Below are 20,778 nucleotides of genomic sequence, written 5' to 3' on the forward strand. Positions count from 1 at the left end.
CCGAGTCCTACGAAGCAGCCGTCGCCCTCGCATCACTCCCTGTGTGGATCCGACATTTGACGACACAACCTAGTAGGCAGCGCTGCGGGGAGCCCCGATCTCGGCAGGCCGAACGGGAAGGCGTAGCAGGCGGCTGCGTCGACGGCGAGAACGCCGCCGAATCGGCTCCTGGTACCGCTAGCGGGGGGACAGGCTCCGCACCCCCGTCTCATCGCGGTCGCAGGGCATCTACCAGCTCGACAAGAGGAACCTGGAAGAGAGTTCAAGGGCTCCGACGGCAAGCTGTGCAAGCAGCAGCTCAAGGTCGGCGACACCATGAACCTCCCAGGCGGCGCGGGCTCTGTCACCTCGACGGCGTCCAGGAGTGGGCCGGCCTTCCAGGTCACGCGGCCGCCCGGCAGCGGCTGGGCGCTCGGCGGTGCCGTCGTCGCCGTCTTCGGCCTGGCCGGCTCCCTGTTCATCCAGCGCCACCGCATCTAGGTGCGGGGCGCCGACGGCGTGACCGTCATGGAGATCGCCGGCCTCGACCGCAGCGAGTCCGCGAAGGTTCCCGCGGAACTCGGCGACCTCGCCGAGGCCCTGTACGACCGGGCGCCCGCCGCGTCCGAGAACCCCGAGAACCGCGCCACCCCCGAATCCCCCGACACCCACGCCGTCACTGCCGAAGGGGCTGAGAAGAAGTGAATCTCGCCGCCGCGACCAACGAGCGTCTCGCGAACGTCAGCAACACGCTGATCTACTCCGCGATGGCCGTCTACACCCTGGCGTTCTTCGCGCACATCGCCGAGTGGCTCTTCGGCAGCCGCAGCAAGGTCGGCCGTACCGCCGCCGCGCTCACCGCCGACGCCGCCAAGGCCGCGTCCGGCCCGGCCGCCACCGTGAAGAAGGCCCGCACCACCGCCGTACTGGAACGCCCGCAGGTCGTGGTGCGCTCCGCCGCCGGCTCCCGCGACGTGCCCGACGGGCCCGGCGCACACGGCGGCACCGAGATGGGCGACCTCTACGGACGCATCGCCGTCTCCCTCACCGTCCTCGCCTTCGCCATCGAGGCGGGCGGCGTACTCACGCGTGCCCTGTCGGTGGAGCGGGCGCCGTGGGGCAACATGTACGAGTTCAACATCACGCTCACGACGGTCGCCGTCGGCGTGTACCTGGTCCTGCTCACGCTGAAGAAGAACGTCCGCTGGCTCGGCCTGCCCCTGGCCACCACCGTCCTGCTCGACCTCGGCCTCGCCGTCACGGTCCTCTACACGGCGAGCGACCAGCTGGTGCCCGCCCTCCACTCGTACTGGCTGTACATCCACGTCTCCACCGCCATCTTTTGCGGCGCGGTCTTCTACGTCGGCGCCGTCGGCACGGTCCTGTACCTCTTCAAGGACAGCTTCGAGAACAAGCTCGCCTCCGGCGGCACCCCCGGGCGCTTCGCCAACTCCGTCCTGGACCGGCTGCCCTCCGCCGCCTCTCTCGACAAATTCGCCTACCGCGTCAACGCCGCCGTCTTCCCGCTGTGGACGTTCACCATCATCGCGGGCGCGATCTGGGCGGGCAACGCCTGGGGCCGCTACTGGGGCTGGGACCCCAAGGAGACCTGGTCCTTCATCACCTGGGTCGCCTACGCCGGCTACCTGCACGCCCGCGCCACCGCCGGCTGGAAGGGCCGCAAGGCCGCCTACCTGGCCCTGGCCGCCTTCGCCTGCTGGATCTTCAACTACTACGGCGTCAACATCTTCGTCTCCGGCAAGCACTCCTACGCCGACGTCGGCCTCGGCGCCCTCCAGCCGGTCGGTTTCTGAACCGGCCCATCCCTACCGCGGGACGTCACCGCGGGCGACGCCCGTGACGACGTCCCGCAGCCGTTCGACGTACGGCCGCAGGTTCTTGTGGGCGACATCGGTGTCCGGAGAGCGGCTGGCGAACCACAGGCCCTCCGGGAGCCAGAAGCGCATCCGCTGGGAAGCCGCCATGGAACAGGCCCGCGTGCAATACGCCGCGGCCTACCGTGTCAGGCACTTCGAAGCACAGGAAGCGGCATGGCGCCACGTGACCCGACTGGCCGAATACGTGAGCGCCGCACGCACACAAGTCGAGTCGTCTTCGGCGATTCCGAGTTCTGTGTGCGGTCTCAGCTGAGGGTCCGTGCCACAGCCCGCCGGTTCCGCGTCGCGGGTGTGGGGGCGCCCAGGACGATCACCTCGACGGCCGTCCGATGGCGGGCGGGTGATCCGGGCCCGCCATCGTAGGCAAGATACGTCAGGCAAGACGTCTGAGCATCGCACCGACGGACCCCGCGCGGGCCGGCCTCCCGCCGAGCTGTCCAGCCTCCGCTCTCAGTCGGCATCGGTCGCGAGCGCGGCGCGGGCCACCACCACGAACTCCTTCATCGCCGTGCGGACCTCGGCCAGGAAGTCACCGCCGATACGGGCAGGCCGCCCCTCGTCGTCCACCGGACCGGACAGATCCGCGGCGAGGGCGGTGGAATGGAGTTCGACGAGTTTTTCGACCACCTCGTTCGCCGCGTCGCTCACCGCCTGCGGCCCTTCCAGGTCGACTTCGGCCAGCAGGCGCATGAGCACCGGGGAATGCTCGTCCAAGGCGAGGCCGAGCGGCCCGAGGGCGGCCTCTCCCGTGTCCTCGTCGACGACATCCAGCACGGCTTGCACGGCTTCCCGGCTGCCGGTCAGGAAGTCGCGGTACACCTTCCGGCGCGGTTCCCGCAGCGCCAGTTTGGCGTTGCTCCTGAGCTGGACCTTCGTCTGCCGGTAGGTGAGCAACGCGCCCAGCGACGCGACGGAGCCGGTGATGCCGGCGCCGAGCACCGCCGCGAGTCCTGAATCCATGCGTTCATCATGCTTACGCCGCCCGCTCCGGAAAGCGGCGGGGTCGGCGGGAGTTCAGGCGAACAGCAGCTGCCCGTGGTCGGCGAGCACCGCACGCGCCTCGGGTACGTCCTCGTACGCCTGTAGTCGGCGCAGGACCGTCCGGGCACGGTGCGCCGTGCGCTCCGAGGAGAGATCCCCGGACGCATCGATGACCCGACGAGCTTCTTCGGCAGCCTCTTCAGGCTCGTTGGCTCCGCCGCCGCAGGCCGGCGAGGTGGGCGCCGAATGATGGCGGCGCCCGGTGGTGCCGCTCATGCCGACTCCCTTCCGCATCCAGTGTGGCCCCTCCGTGGCCCCCTCATTGGCTCCTCCGCGTGATCACGTCCTCCCGGTTACCTGTACGCACAGCGCCCCGGCGACCGTGCGACCGGCCCCGGGGCCCGGCCGATCCGAGAGAGCAGACCGACATGCCGGAAACTGCAACGCGGGCTGGCGGTACGGGTCACCCCGGCGAGACTTCGCCGCGCGAGCCCGTGAGCGCCGCCCGGGCCCGACAACTGGTCCGCGCGGCATTGAGCGTGTGGAACCTGTCGGACTTGGCCGACGACGGTGCCCTGATCGTCTCCGAGTCGGTGACCAATGCGGTCCAGCACACCCGACGGGACTCCATCCGGGTCGTCATGGACCGCCCCGACCGGGTGCGTGCGCGCATCGGCGTCGTGGACTTCCCGAAGGCCCGGCCGGAGCGCGAGGTGCGGGGCCTCGATGACGACGGCGGGCGCGGTCTCGCGTCGGTGGGAGAGCCGGCCGAGGAACGAGGCACCGATCCGCTGCCGTGGGGGAAACGGGTCTGGGCGGAACTGCGCAAGGCACACGGATGACCGACGAGCAGAAGCGACGCGCGTGGGTAGGCGACCTGATCCATGGCGACGACACCGACCGGCACGGCATCGTCACGGACGTCTACGGTGGGACGACCTGGGTGCCGGAGCGCGGGCCGGGCCGGTGGGCCTCCCCCCGGCAGCCGCACCGGCTACGAGTGATCAAGGCTCGGGAGGAGCGGCCGCGCGAGCGGAACGCCGGATGACGGAAGTCCCGGCCGGCGATGGGCGCCGGCCGGGGCTCCGTCGCGTCATGAACCGCCGGCCCTCTCCTCAATCCCGTGAGACACGTTCACCGCGGCTTGCGGCTACCCGGAGCAGCGGCCGGGTGTGAATGTTTCGCCGCCCCGAGCGAATCCTGCGAGAGGGATTGACGGGGGTCCACCGCCCCCCGATCATCCAGGCTGCCGGTAAGTCGACCGGCGTTCGCAATACCGAACGTACCGAACCTGCTCCACGCAAGGCACCTCCAGGTAACGCCCCCCGCAACGGCCGAGCCGCAAGGAGTACGCCCATGGTTCCGTCATGGCCGCACCAACCACTGTCCCGTCGCAGCGCGTTGACGGCCGCCACCGGTCTGGCCGCCGGTGCCGTCCTCCCGCTGGGCGGGGTGGCCCCCGACGCCGCCGCCACCTCCGCCTCCTCCGCCGCCACCTACACGAACCCGGTGATCTGGCAGGACTTCGCGGACATCGACGTCATCCGCGTCGGTGACACCTACTACGCCTCGGCCTCGACCATGCACTACTCGCCGGGCGCGCCCGTGCTGCGCTCGTACGACCTGGTGAACTGGGAGATCGCCGGCCACTCGGTGCCCGTCCTGGACTTCGGCGCCAAGTACGACCTGAACGGCGCCCGCGGCTACGTCCGCGGGATCTGGGCGTCGTCGCTGGCCTACCGGCCGGGCAACAGGACCTTCTACTGGCTCGGCCAGATCGACTTCGCCAAGACGTACGTCTACACGGCCACCGCCGCCGAGGGGCCGTGGAGCCGGCTCACGACGATCGGCACGGCCTACTACGACGCGGGGCTGCTCGTCGACACCGACGACACCCTGTACGTGGCGTACGGGAACACCACCATCAACGTGGCCCAGTTGTCGGCCGACGGCCGCACCCAGGTCCGTACGCAGCAGGTGTTCACCACGCCGTCGAGCGTCGGCACCCTAGAGGGCTCGCGCTTCTACAAGATCAACGGCCAGTACTACATCTTCCTGACCCGTCCCGCGAACGGTCAGTACATCCTGAAGTCGTCCAGCGGCCCCTTCGGCCCGTACACCATGCGACAGGTCCTCCTCGACCTGCGCGGTCCGATCCCCGGCGGTGGCGTCCCGCACCAGGGCGGGCTGGTGCAGACCCAGAACGGCGCCTGGTACTACCTGGCCTTCGTCGACGCCTACCCCGGCGGCCGGATGCCCGCGCTGGCGCCGGTCACCTGGACATCGGACGGCTGGCCCGTCGTACAACTGGTGAACGGCGCCTGGGGCACCACCTATCCCAGTCCGGCCGTGCCCGCTCCGCCCCGCCCCGTCACCCCGATGACCGGGGTCGACACCTTCAACAACACCACCCTCTCCCCGAGATGGGAGTGGAACCACAACCCGGACAACACCAAGTGGTCGGCCGGCAACGGCCTCACCCTGCGGACGGCGACCGTCACCAACGACCTCTACTGGGCCCGCAACACCCTCACCCACCGCGTCCAGGGCCCCACCTCCACGGCCACGGTCCAGCTCGACCACTCCGCGATGCGGGACGGCGACCGGGCCGGACTGGCGCTGCTGCGTGACTCCTCCGCGTGGATCGGCCTCAAGCGCGACGGCGGGGTCACCCGGATCGCCATGGTCGGCGGACTGACCATGGACACCAACTGGAACACCACCGGCACCGGCACCGAACTGGCGAGCGCGCCCGTCTCCGGAAGCCGGATCTGGCTGCGCGCGAGCGCCGACATCCGTCCCGGCGCGGCACGCCCCGGCACCTTCTCCTACAGCACCAACGGCACGAACTTCACCCGCCTCGGGCCGGACTTCACGATGGGCAACGACTGGCGGTTCTTCATGGGCTACCGGTTCGCCCTCTTCAACCACGCCACGCAGGCGCTCGGCGGCGCGGTCCGCGTCACGCGGTTCGAGCTGTCCACGCCCTGACCGGGCCCCGGCGGCGGGCAGGGGCCGTCAGGCGCTCGCGCGGACCACCAGGCGGGTGGGCAGGATCAGCGGGGTGGGGTCCTGCCCGCCCACGACCGCGACGAGCATGCGCGCCATCTCCCGGCCGAGCGCCGTGACGGGCTGATGGACGGTGGTGAGGGGCGGATCGGCGACCCGCGCCGCGGCGAGGTCGTCGAAGCCGACCACCGCCACCTCGGCGGGGACCGCCCGGCCCGCCTCGCGCAGCGTGCGCAGCGCCCCCACCGCCATGTTGTCGTTGGCCGCGAACACCCCGTCGACGTCCCCGTGTCCGGCCAGCAGCGCCGCCATGGCGGCGGCCCCGCCGGCCTCGGTGAAGTCGGCCTCCTGGGCCGGCAAGGGGACGACACCGGCGCCCAGCATGGCGTCCCGGTAGCCGCGGTACCGGGCGCGCCCGGCCTCGGTGTCCAGCCGCCCGCAGATCGTGGCTACGCGCCGGCAGCCGCGGGAGAGGAGGTACTCGGTCGCCTCGCGGGCCCCGCCGGTGTTGTCGGCGTCCACGTACCAGCGGGGCGTGGAGCCGACCGGGCGGCCGCCGAACACGACGGGCATCTCGGCCTGCTCGGCCGCCTCGGCCAGCGGGTCGTCCTCGCGCAGCGCCATCAGCATGACGCCGTCGGCGCCCTTGCCCCGCAGGAGTTCCGCCACCCGCTTCCGGCCCCGCTCGGACGCGGCCAGGCACAGCATCAGGTGCAGGTCGGCCTCCTCCAGGGCGGCCGAGGCCCCGACGATCACCTGGGCGAAGAACGGGTCCGCGAAGATCGACGGGTCCTCTCCCGAGACGACCAGGGCGGCGGCTCCCGTCTGCCGGGTCGCCAGGGCGCGCGCTGTCGGGTTGGGTACGTAACCGAGTTGCCGGACGGCCCGTTCGACCGCCTCGCGTTTGGCGCGGCTGACGTGCGGGGCGTTGTTGAGCGCCCGGGAGGCCACGGAGCGCGAGACACCGGCGTGTTCGGCCACCTCGTCCAGCGTCGGCTGCCGACGCGGCGCACCCTGTGCCATCGACTGTGAGCCTTTCGCTGCGGAGGGGCCTCCGGCCCGGGGGCCGGGAGCGGCGAACGGAACTGGAAACGCTTCCAGTTCCCCGCCTTCGGAGCCTGGTACGCACAGGACTCTAGAGCCTGCGACACGTCTCGTGAAGGGCCGGGTACGGCTGTGAACTGCGCTGTGTGCAGCGGCTCTTGACAGCTCCGGCGGCCCGCCACACGATTACCCACCACACCCCGCAGGCCGTACGGCGCTATGGGACCGCTTCCAGTGGGAGCGCTCCCAGCAGGGTGTCGTACCACCGCACTTCCTCAGCGCGTCGCACGCCCGGGACGAGGGCGTGCGCGCGTCCCTGCCAGGAAACCGAGGTACCGTCCATGCGCCGCAGAATCCGCGCCCTGGTGGCAGGCCTGTTCGCTCTGCCGCTGGCACTCGCCGTCGCCCCGTCCGCCCACGCGGCCGACCCGACCACCATGACCAGCGGGTTCTACACGGACCCCGACTCCAGCGCGAAACGGTGGGTCGCCGCCAACTCCGGTGACGGCCGGGCCGCCGCGATCGACTCCGCGATCGCGAACACGCCGACGGCCCGCTGGTTCGGCTCCTGGAGCGGCAGCATCGGCACCGCCACGGGGGCGTACGCGGGGGCCGCGGACGCCCAGGACAAGCTGCCCCTCCTCGTCGCCTACAACATCTACAACCGCGACTACTGCGGCGGGCACTCCGCCGGCGGGGCCTCCTCGGCGTCCGCGTACGCGACCTGGATCTCCCAGTTCGCCGGCGGCATCGCCGGCCGCCCGGCCGTCGTGCTCCTCGAACCGGACTCCCTCGGGGACTACGGATGCATGACGCAGGCGCAGATCGCCGAGCGCCAGTCCATGCTCACCGGCGCCCTCGCCCAGTTCAGCCGCCAGGCCCCCAACACCTGGGTCTACCTGGACGCCGGCAACCCGGGCTGGGCGAGCGCGGCGACCATGGCCCAGCGCCTCAACGACGCCGGCCTCCGCCAGGCCCACGGCTTCTCGCTCAACATCTCCAACTACTTCACCACGGCCGAGAACACCGCCTACGGCAACGCCGTCAACAGCGAACTGAGCCGCCGCTACGGCTATACGAAGCCGTTCGTCGTGGACACCAGCCGCAACGGCAACGGCTCCAACGGCCAGTGGTGCAACCCCGCGGGCCGCCGCACCGGCACCCCGACCCGGCTGGGCGGAGGCGCGGAGATGCTCCTGTGGATCAAGGTCCCGGGCGAGTCCGACGGCAACTGCGGTGTCGGAACCGGCTCCTCGGCCGGGCAGTTCCTCCCCGAGGTGGCCTACAAGATGATCTACGGCTACTGATCCGGTCCGTGCGCCTCCTCCATCCACCCATCCACCAGGAGCAGTTCATGACAGCACGCAGCCTGAGACGCGGCACGGCCACCGTCCTCGCCGCGCTCGCCGCCTGCGCGGCGCTCACCGCCACACGGGCGGAGGCGGCACCGGCACCGGGCGAACTCACCCCGGCGACCAGGTTCTACGCGGACCCGCACGGCAAGGCCGCCGAGCAGGCCCTCGTGGACCTGCGCAACGGCGACCTGACGAACGCCGCGAACATGGCCAAGGTCGCCAGCTGGCCGCAGGCCACGTGGTTCACCGAGGGCACGCCCGAAGAGGTGCGGGGCAAGGTGGACGCACTGGTCCGCCGGGCCGGCGCCGCGCACCGGACCCCCGTGCTGGTCGCGTACAACGTCCCGGGCCGGGACTGCTCCCAGTACTCCAGCGGCGGGGCCGCCTCCTCCGCCGCCTACCGGCAGTGGATCGACGCCTTCGCCGCCGGCATCGGCGACCGTGACGCGGTGGTCGTCGTGGAACCCGACGGCCTGGCCCTGCTCCCGAAGGACTGCGGACCGGCCACCGACCCGACCGGCGAACTCACGGCCCTGCGCGTCGCCGACCTCGCCTACGCCGTCAGGACCCTGAAGGCCGGGCCGCGTACCGCCGTCTACCTGGACGCCGGCAACGTCCAGTGGCGGGCCGTCGGCGACATCGCCCAGCGGCTGCTGGACGCCGGGGTCCGCCAGGGCGACGGCTTCTCGCTGAACGTGTCCAACATGCACCCCACCGACCACAACGCCCGGTACGGCACCTGGGTGGCCAAGTGCATGTGGTTCGCCACCGAGGGCCCCGAGTGGGCTCGCGGCCACGCCGACTGGTGCGCCAGCCAGTACTACTCGTCCGCCGCGCCGAACGACGGCACCCCCGGCAACAGCGTCTCCTCCGCCGACCCCGCCACCTGGCGGTGGACCGACGCCTGGTACGACCAGAACGCGGGCACGCCACCGGCCGGCGCGCTGAGCCACTTCGTCATCGACACCAGCCGCAACGGCCGCGGTGCCTGGACGCCGGAGCCGGGCAAGTACAGCGGCGACCCGGAGCCCTGGTGCAACGCGCCCGGCCGTGGCCTCGGCCCGCGCCCCACCGCCGACACCGGCGTCCCGCTCGTGGACGCCTACCTGTGGGTCAAGGTCCCCGGCGAGTCCGACGGCAGCTGCACGCGCGGCACCGGCGGCACGATCGACCCCGAGTACGGCATCGTCGACCCGCCCGCCGGCGCCTGGTGGCCCGACCAGGCGCACGCCCTGGCCCGCAACGCGGTACCGCGCCTGACCTTCAACCACTGAGCGGAGCCCCGGCCGGGATGCCGGGGCTCCCCCGTGTCGGGCAGGGACCGAGCGGGTACGCCGCCCGGTCCCTGCCTGCCGGTTCCGTGCTCCCACGACGCTGGGGCACCGGCCGCCTCAGTCCGCGGCCTTCTCCCACACGGACACGTGCTGCCGGCTCTCGCCGGTGAACGGCTCCCGCGTCCACCCGTCCCACCGCGCCCGCAGCCGCATCCCGGCCAGCCGGGCCATGAGGTCCAGCTCGGCGGGCCAGACGTAGCGGAACGGGAACGCCTGGTATTCGCCCCGGCCGTCGCGGACGGTCACGTGGTGCGAGCTGACGAACTGGCCGGCCACGTCGTACAGATCGAACCCGAGCCGCCCCTCGCCCACCCGGAACGGCACGGCGTTCTGCCCCGGCGGCAGCCGCCGCAGGTCGGGCACGCCCACCTCCACGACGAAACAGCCGCCGGGCTCCAGATGGCGGGCGGCGTTGCGGAAGCAGTCCACCTGGGCGTCCTGCGAGGTCAGGTTCATGATCGTGTTGTAGACGAGGTAGGCGACCGAAAAGGTCCCCTCGGCCCGCGCGGTCGCGAAGTCCCCGATGGTGACACCGATCCCGTCCCCGCCGGGTTTGGCCCGCAGCCGGCCGACCATCGCCCGGGACATGTCGATGCCGTGCACGTCGACACCACGCGCCGCGAGCGGCAGGGCGATCCGCCCGGTCCCGACCCCGAACTCCAGCGCCCGCCCGCCGTCCCCGGCCAGTTCCGCCAACAGATCCACGGCGGGCTCCACGACCCGCGGATCGAACATCTCCGCCGACGACTCGTCGTACGACGCGGCGACGGACTCCCCGAAGTACCCGTCCTCATCGAGCATGTGCCGACGGTACGACGACCACCCGGGCCGAAGCCCGCGATTTTCCGGCGCGACCCGCCCCGCGGATCACAACACAGCGAGGGCCCTCATCTCAGAACCCGGCCAAATGGGCGCGCGAAAGATGGAGTTCAGGCACAATACAAACCGGGGGTTCGGTTTACAAGACGAGTTTCATCGTCGGAAAATCAAGGCCCCAGAAGGCCGCACGCACTCGGAAAACCCATATGAACTGCGCTTTTACCGGAAGAGGCGGGGCACATGACGGTCGACGCGCCGTCGACGCTCTGCACCATGGGCATGCCAGGATGCGGCGGCAAGATGGAGATCCGTCCTGTTACGACTGACCGTCAGCAAGTGATCATTGAACGGAGTTACGGTGGATATGCTGCGAAACGGGTCCGCCGCATGAGGCAAGTGAGGGCCGAAGAGACCCGCAACGCCCTGCTGCTGGCCGCGGCCCAGACCTTCGACCGCGACGGCTACGAGGGCACCACGCTGGCGACGATCAGCGACCGAGCGGCGGTGAGCAAGGGCGCGCTCTCGTTCCACTTCAGCAGCAAGTCGGCGCTCGCGGACGCCGTGCAGTACGTGTCGTGCGAGCGCTCCCGCACCGAGCTGAAGGCCCTGGACGACCCCGGGGTCCCGGCCCTGCGGGCGCTGGGCGCCATGGTGCGCGGACTGGCCGACCGGCTCGCGACCGACCCGCTGACCCGGGCCGGCCTCAGGCTGGCCCGGGAGCGAGGACCGTCCTCGGGAGCGGCCATGGACTGCCGGCTCGCCTGGCGCGCGGTGCTCCGGCAGACGGTGCTGCGCGCGCGGGAGGAAGGGAGCCTGCTGCCCGGCGCCGACGTGGAGTCCGTCGTGGAGCTGGCGCTGGCCCTCGCGCTCCATCAGGAGGCGGTTCCCGCGAACCGCGACCGGGAGGCCTGGCTGACCGACGTCTGGGAACTGCTGCTCCCCGCGCTGGCCTCGCCGGCCTTCTCCGACCCGCTCACGCCGACATCTTCTTGATGCAGGGGGGGCACTGGTCGCGGCCCGGGGGCGGAACGACAGCCGGTCGTCATCGGGTGGACGTCCACGCCGATGGCGACCGGCGCGGGAGTTCCCGCTCACCCGGTACGGAAGCCCGTACCAGTCCGGCCCCGTGAGATCAGCTCGCCGGTTCCGCCACCAGCGCCGCGGCGTCCGCCGCCCGCATCTCGGCGAGCACCCGGGTCCCGCGGTCCGGTCCGAAGTCGAGCTGCGCGAAGATCGCGGGCATCGCGACGCTGGGCAGCGTGTAGGCGAAGATGGAGGAGATGCGCTCTTCCAGGTCCTGCCACCCGGACGTCACCTCCGACACTATCTGGGCGCCGACCCAGGAGCTGACCAGGAAGCGGCCCAGTTCCTCGGGCACCACGTGCGGATAGACCTCACCGTGCTCCTTGGCCGCGAACGCCATGGAGGCGAACCGCAGCGCCCACGCCTCCCAGGGGCCGCCCTCGGTCAGTTCCTGGAGCTGCGGCTCCATCGCCAGCTTGGCGCCGGCCCGCAGCATGATCTCCTGCGGCAGCCGACAGGCCAGTGCCATGGCCTCGTCGACGAGTTCCTGGAGCTTGTAGGTGCGCGGCGGATACCCCTGTTCCGTCACCTGCTCGGCGAAGATGCCCTGGACCAACTGCTCCTTGGAAGCGAAGTGGAAGTACAGGGCCCCTCGTGTGACCTGGGCCTTGTCGAGAATCTGCGCGATGCTGGCACCGTGGTAGCCGTGCTGCGCGAAGACCTCCGCCGCCGCGTTCAGGATCGCGCCACGGGTTCGGATCGCGCGCAACTGCTGTGCCATGTGTTCGTCCTCTCGTCCGCGCCACGCCACCCCCTCCGAGCTGACGCGGATGCCTGATCCCGGCCCGCGGGTGCGGGCCGGGAGACAAAAGAAACCAGATGATTGGTACTTTACCAATCTGCCGAGCCGGGCCGCCCGTGGCCGAACGCCGGGACTCACCAGGCTCCGGCGCCGCCGTCCACCGCCATGGTGGCACCGGTGACGAAGCTGGCCTGGTCGCTGCAGAGCCACACCGCGACCTGGGCCACCTCCTCCGGATCGGCCACTCTCCCCTGCGGATTGCGGCGGCGCATGCGTTCCTCGGCCGCCGGGTCACGAGCGAAGACGCCCTCGGACATCTCCGACCGGGTCAGTCCGGTGGCCAGCGCGTTCACCCGGATGCCGTGCCCCGCGTACTGGGCCGCGGCCGACTTGGTCAGGCCGAGCACGGCATGCTTGGCGGCCACGTAGGGCGCCCCCTGCGAGGTCGCGCGGACCCCTGCGATGCTGCTGTTGTTGACGATCGCGCCGCCCGTCCCGTTCGCGAGCATGGCCCTGATCTCGTGTTTCATGCAGAGCCAGACGCCACGGACGTTCACGTCGAGCACCGCGTCGTAGTCGGCGTCGTCCGTCTCGTGCAGCAGCGCCGGTTCGGTCGTCGTACCGGCGTTGTTGAACGCCGCGTCGAGCCTGCCGTACCGGTCGACGGCGAGCCGTACCGCTCGTTCCACGTCCTCGGCGCTGGTCACATCGCCGCCGGCGCAGGCCACTTCGGTGCCCTTGTCCCGCAACTCGGCCGCCAGCTCCTCCAGTCGGTGCAGCCGGCGGGCCATCAGTACCAGCGAGGCGCCGTTGCGCGCGCCCACCCGGGCCGCCGCCGCGCCGATGCCGCTGCTCGCCCCGGTGACCAACAGGACCTTGCCGGCGAGCAGTCCGCCTTCCGGTGTCACGCCACCGCCTTTCCGGGCGCGCCGGCCCAGAGGGTGCCGGCCCGCGCCTCCGCGTCGATCGTGCGCAGCAGCGCGTCGTCGATCTCGTCGAGGGAGCCGACGACGTGGCGCGCGCCGCTCTCCGCCATGAGCTGCCGCTGGTAGCCGTGCTCGAAGTCGCTGGGGTGCCCGATGAACGGGGCGCCCAGCTCGCGGGCCGCCTCGGCGACGCGGGCCACGTCGTCCACGAACAGCACCTCGTCGCAGGCGAGTCCGGCGAAGTCGACGGCGATCTCGTACAGGCCGGGACGGATGTCGTTGGTGCACACGTACCGGGGTTCGTCGAACAGGTCGGTCAGGTGGCCCAGGTAGCGGTCGAAGTGGGAGGCGTCGAGTCCGCCGTAGCAGACGGTCCGCAGCCCCAGGGCGCGTATTCTGCGCAGCAGTTCCGCCGCGCCGTCGAGGACGCGGACCGGGTGGTCCGCGAGGTAGCGCGCCCGGTCCTCGAAGTAGACCGCGATCGTCTCCATCGGGGAGGTCCGCATGCCGCACACCTCCGCGAGGATCTTGCCCGCGACCGCCTGCGGCTGGGAGAAGATCCGGCGCTCCAGGTCGGCGGAGTAGGTGCCGCCCCGGCTCGTGACGAAGTGGTGGATGACGGGGCTGAACGTGTCGTTCAGCAGGACTCCGTCGATGTTGAGCGCGACCATGCGGAGCTTTTCGAGCTGCTCGGTCATGGATTCATCTCTCCTCCCGCGATCCGCCGGCGCTTCGCGTGGACAGCGAATCGAGTAAACCTGACGACCGGTTGAGATCTTCACACGGGGTGCCGTCGATAGTCCATGGATCATGTTCGGGCGTCTCGGGTCCCGGGATCAGGTGTCCACGCACAGTGCCCTGATCGTCACACCGGTGGGTCACCCGCGACCGGCCGCGAGTAGGCTGGCCGGACCCGGTTTCCGGACGCCCGCACGGGCGCGCGGAGCGGGCCGGACGGCCGTGTGCGGTTGTCCGGGATCAGCTGCAATTCCCGAGGGAGCGTGCAGAGTTGACCGCTGGGACAGCACGTGCGCACAGGGGCGTCCGCCCTCGTCCGCCGGGTTCGGCGGCGCGTTGTCCGACGCGCTCACGCCCGCCCGGACACGCCCGGCGGCCACCGGCCGGGACGGACGGGGAAGGCTGGAAAGAAAACCGGTCAGTCCGTACAGTGGCGCCCGTCGCACAGCACTCAGCTCAATCCGCGCTCCATCCGACCCGGTTCACGGCTTGACCTGCGTTCCGGCAGCACTCCGTCCTCGACTGCCCAGGGGGAGAGGCAAGATGACCACGTTTGCGCCCATCGACAGTATGATCACGGATTTCCAGGCCGCCCTGCCCACCACACCCGTCGGACTGACCACATTGACGACAACCGTCCCCAAGGAGTACGTCCACCGCTCGGTGGTCACCGAAGTCTTCCTCACCGGCTGGCGCCAGACGGACGCGGACACCTGCACGGTCACGGCCCAGTGGCCGCGCGCCCACACCTTCTACGGACCCGCCGAGGGCTTCCACGACCCGCTGCTGTTCAGCGAGACACTGCGGCAGACGGTGCCGCTGCTGTCCCACGCGGTCTTCGGCGCGCCCATGGACCACAAGCAGATATGGCGTGACCTCCACGTCGCCCTGGACCCGGCGGCGCTGCGCGCCGGGCTCACCCCGGCCGACGTGGAACTGAGCATCCGCTGCTCGGACGTCGAGCGGCGGGCCGGTGTACTGCGCGGGATGCGGATGGAGGTGACCGCCACCCGCGAGGGGCAGCGCCTCGGCACGGCGTCGACCTCGTTCAGTTCGCACAGCAGGGCGCTGTACCAGCGGCTGCGCGGGGCCTACGCGGACGCCGAGCAGGCCATGGCGGCGGCCGTCGAACTGCCGCCGTCGCTCCAGCCCGGGCTCGTCGGCCGGGACCGCCCGCACGACGTGGTGCTCTCGCCCCGCGCCGCCGACGGCCGCTGGCAGCTGCGGGTGAACACCCTGCACCCGATCATCTTCGACCACCCGAACGACCATGCCCCCGGCATGCTGCTGCTGGAGGCGGCCCGCCAGGCGGCCCAGCACCACCTCGGTCCGGAGCCGGTCCTCGCCACGGGCCTGGACGCGGCCTTCCACCGGTACGCGGAGCTGGACGCCCCCGCTTGGGTCGCGGCCGAGACCGCCGCCGACGGCCGCGTCCGCGTGACCGTCGAGCAGCACGACGCGCTCGCCTTCGAGTGCGCGGTGACGACACACCCGGCCACGGCCTGACCCCGTACACCACCCGGTCCCGCACGGCGTCCGGTCCCGTCGAGGGCCCGACTACGACGTCCCGGGCACCGGAGTCACGGGGCGGTCGGCGCACCGGAGCGGCCGGCTCGGTGCGGGCGGTCAGAAGTCGTCGGGTAGGGCGAGGCCGGTCAAGGCGCCTACCGGGTCGGAGTCCGGGGTGCCGCGGGGCCACCAGTCCTCCCGGCCGGGCTCCGACTCGTAGGCGTACCACAGTCCGTCGCGGCCCAGCCGCAGTTGGACATGGCCGCGCGGATGGGTGAGGCGGTTGCGCCAGGGGCGGAACGCCGGCAGGTCGGCGGCGAGCAGCAGCGGGCGGGCCCGGTCGAAACGGCCGGCCGGCGGGTCCCACGGCTCCTCCAGTACGGCCAGCCCCGCCTCCCCGCCCTGCCGCCAGGCCGCGACGGCCCGCGCGAGATCGGCCGGCGTACGGCCGGTGGCCTCGGCGAGCGAGGCGTACAGCGTGCGGGTGGCCGCGGTCAGCCCGGAACCGGGACGTGCCGCGGCCAGGCGCACCGCGTCCTGCCACAAGGACAGTTCACCGACCGGGTCGTTTCCGGTGGCGAGCAGCGCGTGGGCACGAGCGGCGGCGTCGGTCGCCAGCTGGTCCAGCGCGAAGGGGTCCGGGCCGCCGGGCGCCGAGGGGTACACAGGGGGCTGCTCGGCGTGCGGCGGCACCGGCAACGGCGGTGGAAGGGGAGGAAGCTGCCGGGGCGCCAGGACATCGGCGGCCCGGACGCCCGGCAGGGTCCGCGGCTGCCGTTCGCTCGCGGCGCGGGCCGCGCGGGCCGCACTGCGCCGGGACAGCGCGTCGAGCAGCTCTTTCTCGCCGCGGCCGCGCAGCAGGAGGAGGACGAAGGGATCGGCGTCGAGCAGACGGGCCGTCTGGTAGCACAGGGCGGCGGCGTGCTTGCACGGGTGACCGGAATCGGGGCAGCTACAGCGCGGAACGAGGTCGCCCGGGCCGGGCAGCAGCGGCACACCGCAGTCGGCCAGCGACTCGGGCAGCTCCTTGTCGAGCAGCGCCGCGATGTGCCCCGGCCGGTCGGCGGCGGCGTCCAGGAACCGCTCCCAGTCCGCGTCCTCCAGGGTCCGCACCCGCACCTGCGCCCGGTACGGCCGGGGCCGGCTGCCCCGTACGTACGCCAGCACCAGTCCCGGTGTGACGGTGATGGCGTCCACCTGGCCCTGGTCGGCGTAACCCCGGCCGCGCGCCAGCCGCTTGGCGTCCAGCGCGCCCCGCTCCAGCGCACCGACCCAGGCGTTGCCCCACCAGGTCCCGGCGAACGGTTCCCCGGCGCCGCCACCCTCCCGGGAGGGGAACGCCGGGAAGGTACGGCGGAGTTCACCGTCGCGGTGGGGAGTCCCCATGGTCCCGGCCCCGAACTGCGACCGCACCACCGCGCCCACCATCTGACCGGTCTCCGTGGAACGGTCGGTCTCCGTGGGACGGCCCACCTCCGCAGGACGGTCCGTCTCCGCCGAGCGGCCGGATTCCGCCGAGCGGCCGGATTCCGTGGAGCGGCCGGATTCCGTCGAGCGACCAGCTTCCGCCGAAGGGCCGACTCCTGCCGCAAGGCCAGTTCCGGCCGAGGGGCCGGCTTCCGCCGGACGGCCGGTTCCCACCGAGCGACCAGCATCCGCCGAACGGCCGGCTCCCGCCGCAAGGCCGGTCCCCGCCGAACGGTCAGTCTCCGCTGGACGGCCGTCTTCCGCCGATCGGCCAGCATCCGCCGAGCGGCCGCCTTCGGCCGCAAAGCCAGTTCCCACCGGACGACCAGCTTCGGCCGAACGGCCCGCCCCCACCGCACGGCCCCTCTCCGCCGTACGGCCGGTCTCCGTTGGCTCCGGGGCCGGCTCTGTGGGCCGGGTGGTGGCGGGAGGGATGTCCTCCGGGGCTTCGTCGGGGGTGTCGGTCCACGAAGGCATGCGGAAGGCGGTCGCCAGGTAATGCCGCATGTCCTGTACGGCCTTGGCCCGGGCGGTCCCCTCCTCACGCCCGGAGCCGGACGAGGTGTGCGACGCGACGGACCGGGCCGGCCCGGTCACCCGTCGCTCGCGCCGCGACCCGGCGGCCTCCGCGGCCTCCGCCTCCGCGCGCGCCGCTTCCCGGCGCGCCGCCCGCAGCGCCTCCCGGGCGACATCACCGGGACGCCGGCCGACGGCACCTCCGGTACGCGCACCGGCACCGTCCGGTTCGGCTCCCCGTACCCGGTCGCCACCGTCCGGTGCGTCCGTAGGCACAGAGGGGGCGGCGCTCTCGAGTCCGGTGTCCGGCGAAGCCGTCCCCGCATGCTCCTCCTGCACCGTGTCCTCCGCCTCCACCGAACCCGGCGCCGTGCGCTCCCCTTCGGTGTGCGCCCGTTCGCGGGCCTCCCGCAGGGCGCGGCGGGCCGCGTCGGCGGGGTGGGGGCGGCCGGGGGGCGTCATGGCGTCCTCCGCAAGGAGACGAGGTCGGACAGTTCGCGGTCCGTCAGCTCGGTCAGGGCCGCCTCCCCGGAGCCGAGGACGGCGTCGGCCAGGGCACGCTTGGCGGCGAGCATCTCGGCGATGCGGTCCTCCACCGTGCCCTCGGTGACCAGGCGGTGGACCTGGACGGGCTGGGTCTGGCCGATGCGGTAGGCGCGGTCGGTGGCCTGTTCCTCGACCGCCGGGTTCCACCAGCGGTCGAAGTGGACGACATGGCCCGCGCGGGTGAGGTTCAGGCCGGTGCCGGCGGCCTTCAGGGACAGCACGAGGACCGGGGTCTCGCCGCTCTGGAAGCGGTCGACCATGCGCTCGCGCTCCGCGACCGGTGTGCCGCCGTGCAGCAGGTCGACGGGGATCGCGCGGGCGGACAGATGGGCGGTGAGCAGCCGGGCCATGCCGACGTACTGGGTGAAGACGAGTGCCGAGTCGTCCTCGGCGAGGAGGGTGTCCAGCAGTTCGTCGAGCAGGGCGAGCTTGCCGGAGCGGGCGGCCAGCCGCTCGGGGTCCGGCCGCTCCTTCAGATACAGCGCCGGGTGGTCGCAGATCTGCTTGAGCGCGCCCAGCAGCTTGAGCACCAGGCCCCGCCGTGCCATGCCCTCGGCGGTCTCGATGGCCAGCATCGATTCGCGCACCACCGCCTCGTACAGCGCGGCCTGTTCCCGGGTGAGCGGCACCGGGTGGTCCGTCTCGGTCTTGGGCGGCAGCTCCGGCACGATGCCCGGGTCCGACTTCTTGCGGCGCAGGAGGAAGGGCCGGACCAGCCGGGACAGGCGCTCGGCCGCCTCCGTGTCCTCGCCGCTCTCCACCGCGCGGGCGTGCCGGGCGCGGAAGGACTTCAGCGGGCCGAGCAGTCCGGGGGTGGTCCAGTCGAGCAGGGCCCACAGTTCGGAGAGGTTGTTCTCCACCGGGGTGCCGGTGAGCGCCACGCGCGCGGGGGCCGGGATGGTGCGCAGCGCCTTGGCGGTGGCCGAGTACGGGTTCTTCACGTGCTGCGCCTCGTCGGCGACGACCATGCCCCAGGGCTGTGCGGCGAGGTGGGCGGCGGCGGAGCGCATCGTGCCGTAGGTGGTGAGGACGAAGCCGCCGGCGACGCCGTCCAGGGTGCGGTCCTGGCCGTGGAAGCGGCGGACCGGGACGCCGGGCGCGAACCGGGTGATCTCCCGCTGCCAGTTGCCGAGGAGGGAGGCGGGGCAGACGACGAGGGTCGGTTCGGTGCGGGCCCGTTTCAGGTGCAGGGCGATGAGGGTGACGGTCTTGCCGAGGCCCATGTCGTCGGCGAGGCAGCCGCCGAGGCCGAGGGACGTCATCAGGTCGAGCCAGGCCAGCCCGCGCAGCTGGTAGTCGCGCAGGGTGGCGTCCAGGCCGGGGGGTGGGGTGGCGGGGCGCAGGCCGGCGGTGAGCCGGTCGCGCAGGGCGGCCAGCGCGCCGACGGGGACGGCCTCGACGGTCTCGCCGTCCACCTCGGCGGTGCCGGTGAGGGCGACGGACAGCGCGTCGACCGGGTCGAGCAGGCCCAGTTCCCGTTTGCGGGCCTTGCGGACCAGCGCGGGGTCGACCAGCACCCAGCGGTCCCGGAGCCGTACGACCGGGCGGTGGGCCTCGGCGAGGGCGTCCATCTCGGCCTCGCTGAGGGGTTCGCCGCCGAGCGCCAGCTGCCAGCGGAAGCCGAGCAGCTCGGCGCTGTCGAAGAAGCCGGTGCCGTCGGTGGCGGAGCCGGGGGCGGGGCGGATCACGGCGGTGGCGGTCAGGTCGCGGGCGAGGTCCCGGGGCCAGTGCACGGCGACCCCGGCGGCGGCCAGCCGGCTCGCCGCTACGCCGAGCAGGTCGCTCAGCTCCTCCTCGGACAGGGCGAGGACGTCGGGCACGTCCTGCTCGGCGAGGCGGTCCAGCGGCGGCCACACCCGGGCGGCGCGCCGGACGGCGAGGGCGGCGTCCACGCGCGCGCGGGGCCCGAACGCCGGGTCGGCCTCCCCGGCCCACAGGGCCGCCGCGTCGGCCACCAGCGTGGGGTCGGCGAGGCTGTGGACCTGCACGACGGCGGCGCCGGCGGCACGGGCGCCCTCGCTCGTGCCGGTGTCGAAGACGTCGTACGCCGACAGGTCCAGGCGCAGCGAGACGCGGACGCCCGCGTCCATCCCGGCGGCGACCTCGGCCGCCCACTCCTGGGCGGCGGGCAGGCTCTGGGGTGCCCGGGCGGCGAAGGGCCGGCCGGAGGCGTGGGGGGCGGCGGGGGTGCGCGGCAGGGTGTCGGCGACCGCGTCGAGGAAGGAGCGGACCAGGGCCTCGGGCTCGGGCAGCCGCAGCGCGCCGGGTCCGGGGAGGGGCACGGCGTGGCCCTCGGGGGGCAGGGCGGCGGCGATCGCCCGCAGGTGGGCGAGGTCGTCGGGGTCCAGCGGGCCGGCCCGCCAGGCGTCGTGGCCGGCCGGGGTCAGGCCGGGCAGCAGCCGGCCGCGGGCGACGAGCCGCAGCGCGTGCAGGGCGGCGGCGCCCCAGCAGGCGGTGGCCGGGTGGGCGGCCGGGTCGCGCCGGGCGCGGACCAGCAGCGGCAGGGCCCGGGCGAGCGGCAGGGTCAGCGCGGGCACCCGGTGGCGGCGCGCTCCGGCGCCGTGCCGGCGGACGACCGTCAGCTCCTCGGTCGTGCCCGCGGGGGCCTCGGGCAGCGGGTCGCCCGCGGGGGCCTGGGGCAGCGGGTCGCCCGCGGGGTCCCAGAAGGCGAGGCGGCCGTCGCGGGGCAGGGGTGCGGGCAGATAGACGCACGCGAGGCGCGCCCAGGCCGGGTGCCCGGCCCGCGTCTCCCGGGAACCCTCCGTGCGCTCGGCCACCGCGGCCGCTTCGCTCGTCATCCGTCCTGCCACCTCCCGCCCATGCGTCGCACCA

At 72.8% G+C, this 20,778-nt stretch carries 20 protein-coding genes; 10 read left to right on the forward strand and 10 right to left on the reverse strand.

From position 1 onward, the window contains the following. Nucleotides 1-210 precede the first annotated feature (210 nt). The 3 genes from Srubr_RS42075 to ccsB are packed head-to-tail and all read left to right on the forward strand — an operon-like array spanning nucleotide 211 to nucleotide 1,793. Nucleotides 211-480 carry a cytochrome c biogenesis protein ResB gene (locus tag Srubr_RS42075; protein WP_373319229.1) on the forward strand — a complete coding sequence of 90 codons (270 nt, stop codon included), beginning with the start codon at nucleotides 211-213 and terminating at the stop codon, nucleotides 478-480. After that, complete coding sequence (locus Srubr_RS41705) at nucleotides 481-684, forward strand: hypothetical protein (RefSeq protein WP_308439880.1); 204 nt, start codon at nucleotides 481-483, stop codon at nucleotides 682-684. Continuing rightward, complete coding sequence (gene ccsB / locus Srubr_RS20475) at nucleotides 681-1,793, forward strand: c-type cytochrome biogenesis protein CcsB (protein ID WP_189990507.1); 1,113 nt, start codon at nucleotides 681-683, stop codon at nucleotides 1,791-1,793. The genes Srubr_RS41705 and ccsB overlap by 4 nt, the downstream gene beginning before the upstream one ends. 12 nt (nucleotides 1,794-1,805) lie before the next feature. Here ccsB and Srubr_RS20480 read toward each other — a convergent pair whose 3' ends face one another. The 3 genes from Srubr_RS20480 to Srubr_RS20490 all read right to left on the reverse strand — a co-directional run bounded on the left by Srubr_RS20480 (nucleotide 1,806) and on the right by Srubr_RS20490 (nucleotide 3,134). Next, nucleotides 1,806-1,964 (reverse strand): hypothetical protein, encoded by a 159-nt coding sequence (locus Srubr_RS20480; protein WP_189990923.1) that lies wholly within the window; start codon nucleotides 1,962-1,964, stop codon nucleotides 1,806-1,808. 363 nt (nucleotides 1,965-2,327) lie between these two features. Next, nucleotides 2,328-2,837 (reverse strand): hypothetical protein, encoded by a 510-nt coding sequence (locus Srubr_RS20485; protein WP_189990505.1) that lies wholly within the window; start codon nucleotides 2,835-2,837, stop codon nucleotides 2,328-2,330. 54 nt (nucleotides 2,838-2,891) lie between these two features. After that, nucleotides 2,892-3,134 carry a hypothetical protein gene (locus Srubr_RS20490; RefSeq protein ID WP_229926461.1) on the reverse strand — a complete coding sequence of 81 codons (243 nt, stop codon included), beginning with the start codon at nucleotides 3,132-3,134 and terminating at the stop codon, nucleotides 2,892-2,894. 218 nt (nucleotides 3,135-3,352) lie between these two features. Here Srubr_RS20490 and Srubr_RS20495 point away from each other — a divergent pair, with 218 nt between their 5' ends. From Srubr_RS20495 to Srubr_RS20505, 3 genes are all read left to right on the forward strand, one after another. Next, nucleotides 3,353-3,700, forward strand: coding sequence for an ATP-binding protein (locus Srubr_RS20495; protein WP_373313360.1), 348 nt, complete (start codon nucleotides 3,353-3,355; stop codon nucleotides 3,698-3,700). Continuing rightward, entirely contained in the window at nucleotides 3,697-3,906 is a 210-nt protein-coding gene (locus tag Srubr_RS20500; RefSeq protein WP_189990501.1) for a hypothetical protein, read from the forward strand. Before Srubr_RS20495 ends, Srubr_RS20500 begins: the two co-directional genes overlap by 4 nt. Nucleotides 3,907-4,214: 308 nt before the next feature. Further along, nucleotides 4,215-5,849 carry a glycoside hydrolase family 43 protein gene (locus tag Srubr_RS20505; RefSeq protein WP_189990500.1) on the forward strand — a complete coding sequence of 545 codons (1,635 nt, stop codon included), beginning with the start codon at nucleotides 4,215-4,217 and terminating at the stop codon, nucleotides 5,847-5,849. 27 nt (nucleotides 5,850-5,876) lie between these two features. On the opposite strand, the gene Srubr_RS20510 is transcribed toward Srubr_RS20505, so the two are convergent. After that, nucleotides 5,877-6,890 (reverse strand): LacI family DNA-binding transcriptional regulator, encoded by a 1,014-nt coding sequence (locus Srubr_RS20510; protein ID WP_189990498.1) that lies wholly within the window; start codon nucleotides 6,888-6,890, stop codon nucleotides 5,877-5,879. 362 nt (nucleotides 6,891-7,252) lie between these two features. Between Srubr_RS20510 and Srubr_RS20515 the strand changes: the two genes are divergently transcribed. Together Srubr_RS20515 and Srubr_RS20520 are read left to right on the forward strand one after the other, a co-directional pair. Then, nucleotides 7,253-8,218, forward strand: a complete 966-nt coding sequence (locus Srubr_RS20515; RefSeq protein WP_189990497.1) for a glycoside hydrolase family 6 protein — start codon at nucleotides 7,253-7,255, stop codon at nucleotides 8,216-8,218. A 47-nt stretch (nucleotides 8,219-8,265) separates the two neighbouring features. Further along, nucleotides 8,266-9,540 (forward strand): glycoside hydrolase family 6 protein, encoded by a 1,275-nt coding sequence (locus Srubr_RS20520; RefSeq protein ID WP_189990495.1) that lies wholly within the window; start codon nucleotides 8,266-8,268, stop codon nucleotides 9,538-9,540. Between the two features lie 117 nt (nucleotides 9,541-9,657). On the opposite strand, the gene Srubr_RS20525 is transcribed toward Srubr_RS20520, so the two are convergent. Beyond that, nucleotides 9,658-10,401: a class I SAM-dependent methyltransferase gene (locus Srubr_RS20525; RefSeq protein ID WP_189990493.1), complete on the reverse strand. Its 744-nt coding sequence runs from the start codon at nucleotides 10,399-10,401 to the stop codon at nucleotides 9,658-9,660. A gap of 405 nt (nucleotides 10,402-10,806) precedes the next feature. On the opposite strand from Srubr_RS20525, the gene Srubr_RS20530 reads away from it, so the two are divergent. Beyond that, nucleotides 10,807-11,412, forward strand: coding sequence for a TetR/AcrR family transcriptional regulator (locus Srubr_RS20530; protein ID WP_189990491.1), 606 nt, complete (start codon nucleotides 10,807-10,809; stop codon nucleotides 11,410-11,412). Nucleotides 11,413-11,551: 139 nt separating this feature from the next. Here Srubr_RS20530 and Srubr_RS20535 read toward each other — a convergent pair whose 3' ends face one another. The 3 genes from Srubr_RS20535 to Srubr_RS20545 form a co-directional block, all read right to left on the reverse strand. Beyond that, complete coding sequence (locus Srubr_RS20535) at nucleotides 11,552-12,223, reverse strand: ScbR family autoregulator-binding transcription factor (protein ID WP_189990489.1); 672 nt, start codon at nucleotides 12,221-12,223, stop codon at nucleotides 11,552-11,554. Between the two features lie 155 nt (nucleotides 12,224-12,378). Next, entirely contained in the window at nucleotides 12,379-13,152 is a 774-nt protein-coding gene (locus Srubr_RS20540; protein ID WP_229926460.1) for a glucose 1-dehydrogenase, read from the reverse strand. Beyond that, nucleotides 13,149-13,868: an HAD family hydrolase gene (locus tag Srubr_RS20545; protein WP_189990487.1), complete on the reverse strand. Its 720-nt coding sequence runs from the start codon at nucleotides 13,866-13,868 to the stop codon at nucleotides 13,149-13,151. Before Srubr_RS20545 ends, Srubr_RS20540 begins: the two co-directional genes overlap by 4 nt. 583 nt (nucleotides 13,869-14,451) lie before the next feature. Between Srubr_RS20545 and Srubr_RS20550 the strand changes: the two genes are divergently transcribed. After that, a complete protein-coding gene (locus Srubr_RS20550) occupies nucleotides 14,452-15,414 on the forward strand; it encodes a ScbA/BarX family gamma-butyrolactone biosynthesis protein (protein ID WP_229926459.1) in 963 nt (320 codons plus the stop codon). 120 nt (nucleotides 15,415-15,534) lie between these two features. Here the strand turns inward: Srubr_RS20550 and Srubr_RS40915 are convergent, their stop codons facing one another. Together Srubr_RS40915 and Srubr_RS20560 are read right to left on the reverse strand one after the other, a co-directional pair. Beyond that, the gene (locus Srubr_RS40915) at nucleotides 15,535-17,862 is read right to left on the reverse strand and encodes an SWIM zinc finger family protein (protein ID WP_229926458.1); all 2,328 of its coding nucleotides are present in this window, start codon (nucleotides 17,860-17,862) and stop codon (nucleotides 15,535-15,537) included. Next, nucleotides 17,859-20,744 (reverse strand): DEAD/DEAH box helicase, encoded by a 2,886-nt coding sequence (locus Srubr_RS20560; RefSeq protein WP_189990486.1) that lies wholly within the window; start codon nucleotides 20,742-20,744, stop codon nucleotides 17,859-17,861. The genes Srubr_RS40915 and Srubr_RS20560 overlap by 4 nt, the downstream gene beginning before the upstream one ends. Nucleotides 20,745-20,778 lie beyond the last annotated feature (34 nt).

The sequence above is a fragment of the Streptomyces rubradiris genome (assembly GCF_016860525.1).
Taxonomy (GTDB): Bacteria; Actinomycetota; Actinomycetes; order Streptomycetales; family Streptomycetaceae; genus Streptomyces; species Streptomyces rubradiris.